Below are 13,325 nucleotides of genomic sequence, written 5' to 3' on the forward strand. Positions count from 1 at the left end.
CATTAAACCTCGTTTGAGTTCCACATCACTCCCTCGCCGTAGCCCTGACCGCCGTAGCCAACGACCGGGACGCCGCCCTTATCAGCGGTTTACCCTGCAAGGCCTGAATGAAGATCGCCAGTGTTACGGCGCCATACAGCACACTTACCAACACCACCTGCCAGACATCTTTCAGCAGGTAGTACGCCAGCAGCGGTACCACCTGCAAGGCATGCATCCCCAGAAAATGCGCGATCCGGAGGTCACCGTAGCTTGTGCTCCAGTTTACGACGGGCAACCCAGGGCCACCATCGGCACCGCCAACCGTGTGGGCCATCCGACCACCCATAGCCAACCCCTGCATCGAAAAGAGCACAAACAGCACCAGCCCCAACCGAATTCCCCAGACATAGGTCGTGGGCAGTTCGGGAAAATCGTGCCGGAAAAACAACAGCCCAACTCGCGCCGTCCAGATCGAGATCCCCACCGCCGACACGGCCATAATCATCCAGAACGAAGCGGTTACGGGTGTACCTACGTTGAAATGCGATTGCTGCCCCCGCGCCGCCTGTACCACGATATACACCAGCTCAATCCCGAAGAGCGCCACCATGCCCCACGAGTACCAGGTGACGGTACTCCGCTCGGCCAGATACCCGGTGTACCAGGCCATCGACCAGACAAACACAGCCGTCGACAGGAAGAACTTCAACGGTTTATACCACGCATTGATACCCAACACCTGTATACGCGTAAACCAGATCAGGACAACACAAGCCAGCGCCAGCAGCAGGCAGATCAGGCCAAATTGAAAAAGCAGTTCGTTGCGTTCCCGCAATACAGTCAGCATCGATTTCATGAGTGAAAACTGGTTGGTGAATGAATTAACAGCGATTCAGCATTCTTTTTGAACTATGATTTACTATTGAACAATGTTCATTTTTAAGGCAAAAAAAATTATGACCGGTCGAGGATAAGCAACAACTCGGCAAACCCCTCTTCCACAGGTTTCTCCAGACCAACAACATCGGTTCGGTCAGCAATGGCCAGATGGCACATTCCGTGCACCGTGCTCCAGATCATAAAGGCCAGCGGCTTAGCCCGATGCCCCTTGAAATAGCCCGCCGCCAGACAGTCCTCCACAACGTGCAACAGAAAATCGAAGGCCGATTGCCCCTCGTTCCATGCTTCGTCGGCGCAGTCTTTCACAAAATCCAGTGGCGCTTTCATATTGAACATCAGGTCGTACATATCCGGGTTGGCTGCCGCAAACTCGATATACAGTCGACCCGACGCCCGCAACCGGTCCATTGGGTCCGATACCTGAGTCAGCGTCTGAAACTGATTACGTAGCGCGGCGAACCCTTCGATATGTAGCGCATGCAGGATCGCGTTCTTATCTTTGAAATAGACGTACACCGTGCCAACGCTGTATTCGACGGCTTCAGCAATGTTGCGGATCGTTACGTTCTCGACGCCTTTCTCGGCGAAAAGCGCCATAGCACCGTTCAGAATCAAGGTTCTGAGCTCTTCCTTTTCCCGCGCTTTCCGTTCCGATATTCCCATGACTTCACTTTACTCATGTAGATGACACAAACATACTGAACATTGTTCAAAAAAATAATTTGCGTTCAAATTTCCGATAAGCAGTATGACAAATAGCCTTTCATCCATCTATCCGGCACGTATGCCAATAATCCGATTACAGCGCGAATTCATCGCCAACGCTGTATCTTCAATCGACCATCTATTTGACTTAACCGATTCATGAACCCTGTTATTGACCTTGTTAATCTGGAGCAGTATTACGGCTCAACGAAAATTCTGAAGGGCATTAACCTCAGCGTGGATGCGGGCCAGGTTGTGGGTTATATTGGCCCCAATGGTGCAGGTAAATCCACCACGATCAAAACGCTGATCGGGATGCTACCCGATTTTCGGGGGGAGGTGCGGGTGCTGGGCCACGACCTGCGTACAGACGCCATGACCGTGAAACGGCGCATTGGGTACGTACCTGAAAACGCGGCGCTCTACGACCTGCTTAGCCCGATGGAATACCTGCGCTTTGTGGGACAACTCTACGAACTCGACAACGCCAGTATCGAACGCAAAGCCGCCGACCTCCTGCGCCTGTTTGGGCTGGAGTTTCAGGCCAACGACCGTATGACCACGTTCTCGAAAGGTATGCGGCAGAAGGTGTTGCTCATTTCGGGGTTGCTTCATAATCCTGACCTGCTTTTCCTCGACGAACCGCTCTCCGGACTCGACGCCAACGCGGTGGTGCTGGTGAAGCAGATTATCCGTCAGCTGGCCGACGCCGGCAAGACCGTCTTCTACAGCTCGCACATCATGGATGTGGTCGAGAAAATATCCGACCGCATCATCATCATCAATGCCGGTCAGGTGGTGGCCGATGGCTCCTACGCTCAATTACAGGCTCAGCGCGATTCCGAATCGCTCGAACAACTTTTCGGGCAGCTTACCGGCACCGGTACGCAGGACGCCGTCGCCGAAGAATTCATTCACACCCTCAATCAATAGGCCTGAGCACGTTTCTCGCCAGGCCCAATGCCTTTTTATGACTCTCTGGATTACTGACCGGCTGCTACCCCTATGGCGATTGCTGGGGGTGAATTATACCCAGATGCGGGCGATTCTGGCCGTAAAACTTTCGTTCGACAACCGCCGCCCCACGCCAGCCTTTACCAATTGGCGACAGAAAGAAGGCCATAGTACCAATGGGTACTGGAAGGCCATCGGCCTCTATGCATTTATGGGGCTGTTTGTGGCAATCCCGCTCGCCTTTGTGGACCCAACGGCCATTCTGGTGCCCGCCGTGCTGTTCTTTGGCTATGTTATGGCCATCTGCGCCATGACGCTTATCACCGACTTTTCGGCGGTTGTGCTCGACTCCACCGATAACCAGATTCTGCTGTTCAGGCCGGTAGATGGGCGCACGATTTTGGCCGCCCGGATCACGCACATCGCCAGCTACCTGCTCACGTTCGCGCTATCGGTGGGCGTGGTTGGTATCCTGATCATCGCCAGCCGCTTTGGGCCGGTGGCCGGGCTGCTGTCGCTGCTGCTGATTGTGCTGGTAGCGATTCTGTCGCTCTTCCTGACCAACGTATTTTACCTGCTGCTGATGCGCTTCATGAGCGAAGAACGGCTGCGCGAAACCATCAATTATTTCCAGATTGCGCTGGGTGTGCTGTTCTACGGCAGCTTCCAGTTGATGCCACGTTTTTTCGAAAACACCGATCCGCTCCACCCATCGTTACTGACTGGGCAATGGTGGATGCACCTGATTCCGCCCTTCTGGTGCGCCGCCAGCCTCGACCTGCTCGTTAACCGGGCTTCCGATAGCTGGCACTGGTTGGGCCTGGCCCTTATCCTGACCGTTCCGTTTCTGGGCCTTTGGGTCATGAGCCGTGTGTTGGGGCCAATTTTCGGCAACCGCATGGCTACCCTCGATCTGGCCACCAACTCAGCGGCTGCTCCCCAAACGGTCGTTGCCAACGTATCTGGCTCGCTGGCAAAACCATCGCTGGCCGATCGGCTGGCCGGCTGGCTGACGACCTCGGCCCTCGAACGCGCCACCTTCACCATGATCTGGCACCTCACCAGCCGCGACCGGAAGTTCAAGCTGAAAACGTACCCATCGCTGGCGTTCGGCATCGTTTATATCGTGATGATGAGCAGCCGACGATCGGGCATGGCTTCGTTCTCACAATCGCACCTGTTCATTCTGTACCTCAGCAGTTTGTATATGCTGGGCGCCATTATGCAGATTACCATTTCGGATAATTACAAAGCCGCCTGGATTTACGCCGCCACGCCTATCACCCGGCCCGGCGAACTACTGTCGGGTGGGCTGAAGGCCGTGATCGTGAAGCTGATGCTGCCTTACTTCGCCCTGCTGTCGGCCTATGTATTTTACCGAAAGGGCATCGACGTTCTACCCGATGTGTTGCTGGCACTAACGGGCTCGCTGGTGATGCTGCTGATTTCGGTGACGATGGGCGAGCGCAGTCTACCATTTTCGATGACACAGGACGCCGTGCAGCAAAACATAACAACGCGCTCGCTCCTCAGCATGCTGGTTATCGGGCTGGTGGGTGCGGCGCACTGGGGTCTGAGCTACATCCCGTATGGCGTGTGGGCGGCCATTCCCGTTATGCTGCTCATCGCATGGCTGCTGTTCCGGTCGTATCGCCAGACCGACTGGAGCGGCATCACCGTTGTCTGATCTTATTTCAGACTTTCGATCACGATCTCTTCAAAACCGGGGAGTGTCTTGTAGGCATAGGTAGCCCGCCAGAGCGTGTCCTTGTAGTCGTACGATACCTCCAGATAGGGTTTCTGCGATTTCCCGTCTGTGTCTGACACGCGTGTGTTGATGCGGACAGGAATGTTGTCGTAGTACTTGAAGTAGTTGGGGTGCGTCAGGTAACCCAGCGGCGTGGTGTCCCAAGGCACGAAGCCATCGGTGCCGAAGAGTTTTTTGTTGAGCAACTGCCAGGGCCGCAGGGTTTGGCTCAACCAACGGTCGCCCGCCGAGCCCCGCGCCAGAAAGTCTAGGTCGGTTCGTCCCAGGAAGGTATACACACTACACTCGTAGCCCGACAGCACCACCTTTACACCCGAGTCGAACAGCACCCGAAACGCCTCGGGGTCCATCTCGAAATTGTAGTCGCCCACCGTCAGCGTTTCCAGACCGGGCCGAAACGGCAGCCCCGGCGTACGACCCGCGCAAACCACCACCGACTCGATCTGTTTCGCCAGTTCGGGGTGATTTTTTAACACAGTAGCGACATTGGTAAGGGGCCCGATGGCTAGAATTGGCATTTTTTCGCGACGTAAGGCGGCTGCCATCGCCCTACTGGCATCCGTTTCGCGCCCAATGTCCCGCAACGTATCGGAGCCCTTATAAACCGGAATCTGACGTCCGGTTTTATTGTAATAGCCCAGCAGTTTCTGAGTAATTTCTTCCCCATACTTTACGTAAGTGACTGTACTGATACCGACCAGTTGCACTTTATCGGTATGTCGCAGGGCCATCATCAGGGCAATGGCATCGTCCACTTCACGAGCGCCGCTTTTATCGGGCATACCTACCATAATATCAGTATCGATCCAGATCCGTTTGGGAGGCGTTTGTGCAGGCAACGTACCTGGCTGAGCCAGTGCCCAAAGCATTAGTAAAAAGGAGAAAACGGCACTTACCCGGTATGCGCCCCGGCAGTTGCATGTTATGTGTTTCATGTGTTGTGAATGAACAGCTTCGGCGCCTGTTACGCCAATACCAGTTGCTCGCCCAGCGCCAGCAACGCCACTTTTTCGCCAAGCGACAGCGTAAGTGGCAATTGAGCCAGGCCAATCAGGCGGCGGAGTATCTCGATGCCCGTAAACTGGTTCAGAAGGCGCTCATCGAAGCCTTCGTGCCGAACGTACCCAGTCCTGACCAGCCGGATCAGGTCAGCACCCTGCCGGGCCATGTGCATGTGCGCCAGCATGACGCCTAGGTCAAATTCGGCGGGGCCGTAGAAGCAAAACTCCGGATCGATCACCCGTACCCCGTGGGCTGTCTGAAGCCAGCTGCCGGGGTAAAAGTCACCGTGCAACAGCGTCACCAACGTACCTGCGGGTGCTTCGCCAACATAGCGCTCGCCAAGGGTCCGCGCGGCCTCCTTCAAGGCTTCATTTTGCTTATACGGTAAGGCTGCATCCTGTAGACCCGGCTGCACCGTATCCAGGTCGAAGCCGTTCTCTTCGAGGAAAGGGTAACTGAAAATATGCTCATAATTGAGCCGCCTCATCGCTTCATTGGTAAACGCTGAATCAGGCTTATTCGTCTGGAATTGCGCATGCAGTAAGGATAAATACCCAACGAGCGTAGTTGCATCCTCGGCATGGATTTTGCTAGCCTGCTTGTAAAGCCAGGTGTAGTCGCTAGACGTACCCAAATCGTCCAGTACCAGAACCGATTCGCCCTCGTCCATACCCAGTAGTGCAGGCATAGCCTGCGCCAGTTGAGGGTTCGTTGCAATGCGCTGGTAAAACCGGCCTTCGATCACGGCGCGTTCGGTGGGGGCGGCAATACTTGGATATTTTTCAACGTACCCACGCGCCTGTTTGACAATCAGTGACCGGGTGTTAGTTTGTACCCGAAGCGTATAGTTCATATTGCCTTCACCGGGTTTGCTGAGCGCAACGATGGTTTCATCGTCGCAAAGCCAGCCGTTCCGGATCAGGTAGGTTTGCAGTTCAGTGGGATGCTGTGCATCAAGGTGCATAGTAGTCTGAGTTAATGGTGCAAAATTGTTTCCGCTGAGGAATAAACCGATTTAGCGCCTAATAAATGATTTTGTTTATCGTTCACCCATAAACGTATAGTGACAAATGAAAACCACCCCTACACATCTTAAGCAACTAAATTCAGGTATTCATTTCGTAAAGCTGGGCTTTCCCAGGGCAAGTTACTGCTGATTGACTGGTCTTTTGGACCGTTTGCTCCAATTGCCCGTCGGTTTGGGTACATCCCGTTGTAACTACCCGTTACGTCAACGATTTTCCCCTATTTTAGCCGTTCAAAAGGCCGTTGACCAGACTTAAAGCCCTTCACCCAGAAACGAAACAAACGCCTGTGTTACTGCCGTCTGCCCGCTGGGGCATCCTTCTTTTCCTGTGCCTACTGACTGATTTCGCGCTAAGTCAGGGAATGCCCACTGTACCCACCGAGGTTCAGTTTGCGGGCGTTACCGTGTACCTGACGGCCCCCAGTCAGCAGCGGGTTCAGCAGGAAATAGCCCGGCTTTACTCAGACCCAACAGGCCTGCGCAACGCCATTGAGCAGATGCGCAACATCGATTCAGTGCTGGAACCCCTGCTGGAAGAACACAACGCGCCCTCCGATTTCCGGTACGCCTGCCTCCCGTTCCAGCCCAACGGTGGTTATTGGGGACTCGACGCCACCCGCGCCAGCCTGTTGCACCTGCGGGTCGACAATATTGTTGATGAGCGGCTCAACCTGTCGTCGGCTTCCGATGCCACGCTCGCCGAACTTACCGCCCTGCTGCCCAAACGTACCAACTGGGCCCGTACCCTGATTGCCTTTCTGCAAGGACAACGCTCGACAATGGCCGCCGACGTACCGGCCAACGTACCCACGGCAACCAAAGGCACACTACAACTAGGTCTCGATAGCCCCGATGCCATCTGGACGGTATTGGCCCGCAAGCTGGTGTTTGAGCGCGAAGCACCACTCATCCGGCCGACCGATCAATTTCTACTCTACGACTACCGCCAGGGCCGGGGTAAATCGCTGGCTTCTATCGCCGCCGAGTTGGGCATCGAACAAAACCGGTTTGTGCCATTCAACGAGTGGCTCAAAGTACGCCTGATTCCTACCGACAAGACCTACCCGGTGCTGATCCGCCTGACGCCCAACGAGTATGTCTCGGTACGCAGCCAGGTGAATGCAACCGCGCAAACCCAGCAATCGCCCACGCAGCAATCCGTACGGCGCGACATGGGCTTCCCTATGTTGCGGCGTCTGCCTGTTTCCACCTCCAACGACCCGCTCACCCGGGCGTCGGCCATCTTCTACGAAATCAACGGGCATAAAGGCATTCAGGCCCAATCGTGCGACAACATTATTACCCTGTCGTATTACGGCGGCATGGCCCTCAAACGGTTTATGGAGGTCAACGACCTCACCGAGCGTGACCTGATCAGGCCCGGCGAGTTGTATTATCTGGAAATGAAAGACCGCAAAGCCAAGGTCCCTTTCCACGTTGTACAGCCCGGCCAGACCCTGCGCGATGTCTCGAACATGTATGGCGTTCGGCTCAAATCACTGCTGACGTTCAACCACATGGAGGCCAACCAGCGTGTGCAGCCGGGGCGCATTCTCTGGATGCAGGAACGCCGCCCCAAGAAGCAGCCGGTTGAATACCAGAAAATGCCCGATGTCTACCCCAACCCCGAACCGGCGCTCGCCCAGCGCAAACTCACGCGGGAAGATGAAGAGTCGGCCGTTGATAGTCCATCGCCTCCCAATTGGACCCTGTCCAACCCCGATTCGTCGCAACGAGCCATCTCGATGCGTATGGGAACGGCGACCCCACGTACCACCCCACCCGCCGACGGCGGCAATGCCAGCAAGGGGTTTGCATTTTATACCGTAAAGAAAGGCGATACACACTCCAGCGTCGCGCAGCAATTCAACCTGAAGCTCATCGACCTGATGTCGTGGAATAATCTGTCGTACCGCAAACCACTGGTTCCCGGTACACAGCTTATCGTAAGTCGCCCCCAGACGGTTGCCGATGAAGACCCCGCCCCGGCGCCCAGCCCGGTAGCCAACAACCCGAAACCGGCAGCTACGCCACCGACCGTGGCCGACAATGCAGCCCCGAGCCGCCCGGTGACTGGCGTACCGTCAACGACGGGCACGGCGGGCAACACGCGCCCAGCGACCCCACCCGTTACCACCCGCCCGGCCCCGGCCCCCACCAAACAGCGCGAGTACAGCGAATCGATCGTTGACATAGACAGCAAGTGGTCTGTTCCGCCACCCAGGTCAGTCATTCGGGCGCAGTCGAAAGGGGTGATCAACAATTTCCGGGTCGAGACGCCCAAGGTCAACGGCAAGCAGTTTTACCATGTCGTTCAGCCAGGACAAACGGTCTATCGGGTTGCGCTAATCAACAAAGTGAGCATCACCGACCTGATGCGCTGGAATAACCTGACCAACTATAACATTGAAGTTGGCCAGCGGTTATTGATTCGGAAGTAAGACAGCAGCGGCCCTGCTTTCCTACCGTATCGCTTCATCTGCTTTCTGGTATTTTGCCGTACATTTGTTATGTACGCTTCGGCCTGATTATTGTCTCTTGGCACGAAGCGTCAGTCAATTACCGTTCCGGCCCGACTGGCGCTGCATGGCAATACCAGCCCGTACTGAGGCGTTTGATAGGTAGCTTATTGGGTATGTATACGCGCACCACACAGGATACGAAAAGAAAAGCGGCGGCAATCGCGTGGCAACGGCGGTTGGTGGCGGTGAGCCTGGCCTGTCTCGTTGCTGGCGGCAGCGCGTGGGCACAGCAACGTACCCAGCCCGCAGCCCCGACGGCCCCCGCCTCCAGCACGCTCCCCGACAACGGAGCGATTGCTCAGCCAACCAGCAAATCGGATAAAGTCGTCGCCGAGGAAACCGAGTTTACCGACGCTTACCGGTATATTCTGGTCGACGAACCGACGAAGGCGATCACGGCCCTCGAAAAACTCATTCAGAAGAACCCCGCCAACGCTGCGGCTCAGTACGCGATGGCTACGGCGTTGATCAAGGCCGGTAAAACGAGCGAAGCGCTGCCCTTCGCGCAGAAAGCGTATCGCCTGAATTCGGGTAACTCGTACTACCTGCTTCAGGTAGCCGAACTGTATGTAAAACAGAAACGCTACGCCGAAGCCGAAGAACTCTACGAAACGCTGCTTCAGAAAGGGCAGGAAACCATCGAATACGGCGTCGAACTGGCGGCAATCTACCTCTTCGACGACAAACCCGACAAAGCCCTTGCTACCTACGACCGCGTGGAAAAGGCCATGGGCCTGAACGAAGAAATCACCCGCCAGAAGCAGCGCATCTACCTCAAGCAAAACAAGGTCGACAAGGCCATTGAAGAGGCTGAAAAGCTGATTGCCTCTGAACCCGCCGACCCCGATTTTCTGGTCGAGGGCGCCGAACTACTGGTAGCCAACGAGCGCGTGCCCATGGCCATTACCTGGCTCGAACGGGCGCTCAAGCTGAACCCCGACAGCCCGCAAGCCCACATGATGCTGGCCGACATATACCGCAAGCAGGGCAACATGGACAGGTCGGGCGAAGAATTGCAGAAAGTGCTGTCGAACCCGAACCTGGAAGCTGGTTTGAAAGCCCGCATTCTGTCGAGCTACATGGGTATAGCTGGCGACAGTCCCGTTGCTAAGCAGGACGCCCTGAAAATGGCCGAGAATCTGGCCAAACAGAGCCCCAACGACGCCAAAGCGCAGGTGATGCTGGCCGATTTGCTGACGCAGCAGAAACGGAAAGCCGAAGCCCGCGACGCCTATATGCACGCCGCCCGCCTCGACCCGTCGGTTTATGAAGTGTGGGGCGCCATCATCGAGCTGGACAGTGACCTCGGCCAGATCGACAGCGTTTTGGTGCACACTGAAAAAGCCCTTGAAGTCTTCCCGGCACAGGGGCGGCTATGGTTTGCCAATGGGTCGGCGCACCTCTACCGTCGCCACTATCAGCAGGCCGTCGATGCGCTCGATGAAAGCCGTAAGCTGCTATTCAGCAATACCCAGATGCTGGCCGAAATCAACGGGCAACTGGGCGATGCCTACAACGGGCTCCGCGACCATGCCCGCTCCGACGAAGCCTACGAAGCCGCCCTCAAAGCCGACCCGCTGAACGACCGGGTACTGAACAACTACAGCTATTTCCTGTCGTTGCGAAAAGAGAATCTGCCCCGAGCCAAAGCCATGTCGAGCAAGCTGGCCGAGCGGCACCCTAAAGATGCAACGTACCTGGACACCCACGCCTGGGTATTGTATACGCTTAAAGAATACGCCGAAGCCCGGAAGTTTCTGGAACAGGCCATCGCCGCCGAACCAGACAAAATCAGCGGGACCATTCGTGAGCATTATGGCGACGTGTTGTTTCAACTGGGTGAGAAAACGAAAGCCATTGAACAATGGCGCTTGGCCAAACAAAAAGGCGAGACCAGCGACCGGATCGATCAGAAGATCGCCGGCGGAAAATTGTATGAATAGAAGCCTGCTGCACGCACTCTTCCTGTTAGTTCTGTTGATGCAAGCGGCCTGTCACAGGCGGCAAGTGGTCACCAACTCTCCCTCGTCTGCCCCCGATTCGCTTGCCCAACGTCCCGGAACGTACTCAGCCTCTGATTCGACGCGGGTTGTTAGTGCCCCAACGCCCAGCACAACGGCGGCGCCCGTAACGCCTCCACCCGCGTCAACAACGGCCAACACCCGGCCCCGACCCGGTATCGAAGAAGCCCGCGCCAATGTAGCCGAGATCGACTTCCGCTACCTCACGGCCAAATCGAAGCTGTCGTTCAAGAGCAAAACGCAGGACATCAGCAACGCCAGCCTCAACCTGCGCGTGCGCAAAGACAGCCTCATCTGGATCAGCATTTCCAAACTGGGCATCGAAGCCGTGCGGGCGCTCATCAGCCGCGACTCGGTCGTGATCATGGACAAGCTGCAACAGGAATACATCGTCACCGATTTTCCCACCCTGAGCCGTCAGTTCAATTTCGAGATGAACTACGACCTGCTGCAAGCGCTCATCGTGGGCAACCTGCCCCTGCCCAAACGGCCCGCTCAGAAGATCAAAAACGAGCGCGATTACCTGCTGCTGCGGCAGGATGCCGGTAAAGTGCTGGTCGAAAACTACATCGGCGAAGACGACCGAAAGCTCAAACGCCTGATGGTGACGGAGCAGCCTACCAAAAACGCGCTTCGGCTGGATTACGAAGATTTTAACGCGCTCAATAACTTCGTGTTTCCGTATTCAAGTCTGGTCACGCTCGACTACACGTCTCAAACCGACGGGCAGTTCTACCAGACGCTGATTCGCATCAAACACAACAAAGTCGAGTTGGTGGATAAAAACCCCGGTTTCCCCTTCACCATCCCGGCGAAGTACAAAAGAAAATAAAGCGTGAATGAGTGCGGGCCGCGTTCGGCAATGAGTGAACGGGTGATGAAACTAATGCAACCATTCTTTCACTCTTTATCTCATTCACTCGTTCACCCATCCACCCTATGCGCTGCCTCGTTCTACTGCTTTTTATCCTGGTCTCCACCGCCCCCTTACTGGCTCAGAAGCGGGACCGGCAGGCGCTGGAGAATGAAAAGCGGCGCAACATGGCCAAACTCGCCGAATTGCAGGCCGTTCTGAAAAAGACCGCCTCCGAAAAGCAGGTGTCGATGAGTCAGCTCAAGGCCCTCAACGAGCAGATCGAGGCGCAGACCAAGCAGATTAACCTGCTTTCCGACGACATTAAGCTGAGCGAAACCGAGATCAGCGACCTGCGCCGCGCCAGTCAGGTGCTCGACAGCGACCTGAAAAAGCTGCGGGTCGAATACGCGCAGATGATCTACGCCGCCGACAAACGCCGCCAGCAGCTCAACCCGCTCGGGTTTCTGTTTTCGTCGGAAAACTTCAATCAGCTGGTGGCCCGGTATCGCTACCTGAAACAGTACGCCAAAGCCCGGCAGACCCAGAAAGTCCACATCGAGAATGTGCAGGACGAACTGACCACCAAGCGCAACGCCACCGAGCGCAAACGCCGCGAACAGAAAGGCGTGCTGACGGCCAAGGTGCAGGAAACCGAGAAGCTCGAAACGCTGAAGGATGATAAGAACAAGGTGGTGCAGCAGCTAAGCCAGAAAGAAAGCGAACTCCGCACCGAACTGGCCGAAAGCCGCCGCAACCTGGGCCGACTCGAAAACATGATCACGGCCATCATCGCCCGTGAAGCTCGCGAACGCGCTGCCCGTGCTGCCCGCGAACGCGCCGAACGAGCACGACTCGCCAAGATCGAAGCCGCCCGCCGCGCCGCCGAACGCCGCGAAGCCGAGCGCAAACGCGCCGAAGCCGTAGCCAAAGCCGCCGAAGAAGGCAAGCCCGCCCCGCCGCCCGTGGTGATTCCCGAGCCGGAGCCCGCCGCGGCCGCAGCCGACGCCACCCGCACGAGCAGCAACCTCAACCGCGAAGAACTGGCCCTCGGCTCGTCGTTTGCCGCCTCGCGCCGCCGCCTGCCGTGGCCCGTGCAGCGCGGCTTTGTGTCGGAGCGGTTTGGCGTGCATGCCCACCCGGTGCTGAAAGGCGTGAAAGTCTCGAACCCCGGCATTGATATTCAGACCAACGCGGGCGAACCCGTCCGGGCCATTTACGACGGCATCGTGATGAACGTCGAGTATGTGATGGGTAGCCAGAACGTAGTGGCCATTCAGCACGGCGACTACTACACCATCTACGCCAAGCTTAAAGACGTACGCGTGAAAGTAGGCGAGCGCGTAAAAGCCCGCGAGACTATCGGCGCCGTCAGCACCGACAGCCGCGGCAACGCCGAACTGCAATTCCAGATCTGGAAAGAGTTCGCCAAGATGAACCCCGAAGCCTGGCTGGCACCGCGGTAGCGACAAGTAACGCACGGCTCCAGCCGTGTCGTGTTGGGATGGCAGCCATACAATCCACACCCAGCAACGTACCCGCGCCAACCCTATAGTATATTTCTCTCCGTTGCGTTACATTTCGTCATAAA

The 13,325-nt window shown here is 56.4% G+C and carries 10 protein-coding genes; 6 read left to right on the top strand and 4 right to left on the bottom strand.

Features of this window, described 5'->3' with window-relative positions; genetic code table 11:
• Positions 1 to 25 precede the first annotated feature (25 nt).
• A complete protein-coding gene (locus tag ACAW74_RS09475; protein WP_370697947.1) occupies positions 26 to 838 on the bottom strand; it encodes a hypothetical protein in 813 nt (270 codons plus the stop codon).
• A 98-nt stretch (positions 839 to 936) separates the two neighbouring features.
• On the bottom strand, positions 937 to 1,545 hold the full coding sequence (locus ACAW74_RS09480) for a TetR/AcrR family transcriptional regulator (RefSeq protein ID WP_370697948.1): 609 nt from the start codon (positions 1,543 to 1,545) through the stop codon (positions 937 to 939).
• 201 nt (positions 1,546 to 1,746) lie between these two features.
• Between ACAW74_RS09480 and ACAW74_RS09485 the strand changes: the two genes are divergently transcribed.
• Together ACAW74_RS09485 and ACAW74_RS09490 are read left to right on the top strand one after the other, a co-directional pair.
• Entirely contained in the window at positions 1,747 to 2,520 is a 774-nt protein-coding gene (locus ACAW74_RS09485) for an ABC transporter ATP-binding protein (protein ID WP_370697949.1), read from the top strand.
• Positions 2,521 to 2,557: 37 nt separating this feature from the next.
• Entirely contained in the window at positions 2,558 to 4,228 is a 1,671-nt protein-coding gene (locus ACAW74_RS09490; RefSeq protein ID WP_370697950.1) for a hypothetical protein, read from the top strand.
• A gap of 2 nt (positions 4,229 to 4,230) precedes the next feature.
• Here the strand turns inward: ACAW74_RS09490 and ACAW74_RS09495 are convergent, their stop codons facing one another.
• On the bottom strand, positions 4,231 to 5,244 hold the full coding sequence (locus ACAW74_RS09495) for a nucleoside hydrolase (RefSeq protein WP_370697951.1): 1,014 nt from the start codon (positions 5,242 to 5,244) through the stop codon (positions 4,231 to 4,233).
• A 29-nt stretch (positions 5,245 to 5,273) separates the two neighbouring features.
• Positions 5,274 to 6,275, bottom strand: coding sequence for a phosphotransferase (locus ACAW74_RS09500; protein WP_370697952.1), 1,002 nt, complete (start codon positions 6,273 to 6,275; stop codon positions 5,274 to 5,276).
• A 350-nt stretch (positions 6,276 to 6,625) separates the two neighbouring features.
• Between ACAW74_RS09500 and ACAW74_RS09505 the strand changes: the two genes are divergently transcribed.
• The 4 genes from ACAW74_RS09505 (at position 6,626) to ACAW74_RS09520 (ending at position 13,200) form a co-directional block, all read left to right on the top strand.
• Positions 6,626 to 8,779, top strand: coding sequence for a LysM peptidoglycan-binding domain-containing protein (locus ACAW74_RS09505; protein ID WP_370697954.1), 2,154 nt, complete (start codon positions 6,626 to 6,628; stop codon positions 8,777 to 8,779).
• Positions 8,780 to 8,973: 194 nt separating this feature from the next.
• The gene (locus tag ACAW74_RS09510; protein WP_370697955.1) at positions 8,974 to 10,803 is read left to right on the top strand and encodes a tetratricopeptide repeat protein; all 1,830 of its coding nucleotides are present in this window, start codon (positions 8,974 to 8,976) and stop codon (positions 10,801 to 10,803) included.
• Positions 10,796 to 11,713, top strand: a complete 918-nt coding sequence (gene lolB1, locus ACAW74_RS09515; protein WP_370697956.1) for a lipoprotein insertase outer membrane protein LolB1 — start codon at positions 10,796 to 10,798, stop codon at positions 11,711 to 11,713. The genes ACAW74_RS09510 and lolB1 overlap by 8 nt, the downstream gene beginning before the upstream one ends.
• Positions 11,714 to 11,820: 107 nt before the next feature.
• The gene (locus tag ACAW74_RS09520; protein WP_370697957.1) at positions 11,821 to 13,200 is read left to right on the top strand and encodes a murein hydrolase activator EnvC family protein; all 1,380 of its coding nucleotides are present in this window, start codon (positions 11,821 to 11,823) and stop codon (positions 13,198 to 13,200) included.
• Positions 13,201 to 13,325: the final 125 nt, after the last annotated feature.

This window comes from Fibrella musci (assembly GCF_041321105.1).
GTDB lineage: Bacteria > Bacteroidota > Bacteroidia > Cytophagales > Spirosomataceae > Fibrella > Fibrella musci.